Here is a 235-nt window from a genome sequence, read left to right as displayed (position 1 = left end):
ATGACGGTGGTCAACTATTCGGTGCAGGACATTTTTGACCAGTCCAGCCGCTACTTTGTCGGTGCCGACTGGTACAAACAGGTGCTGCTCGACCCGCGCCTGCACGACTCCTTGCTGCGCCAGTTCATCTATTCGGCGTGCGTGCTGCTGATCGAAATTCCGCTGGGTATCGCCATTGCCCTGACCATGCCGACCAAGGGCCGCTGGTCCTCGCTGGTGCTGATCATTCTGGCGA

1 pseudogene is annotated in these 235 nt (G+C 58.7%); it reads left to right on the top strand.

The window, feature by feature from the left end:
* A pseudogene (locus KZZ04_RS20815) lies at positions 1-235 on the top strand (sugar ABC transporter permease); the annotation flags it as partial.

The organism is Pseudoalteromonas sp. CR1 (genome assembly GCF_019392235.1).
Taxonomy (GTDB): Bacteria; Pseudomonadota; Gammaproteobacteria; order Enterobacterales; family Alteromonadaceae; genus Pseudoalteromonas.
Note: the sequence above shows the minus strand (reverse complement) of the source record. Positions and strands in the feature narration are given on the sequence as shown.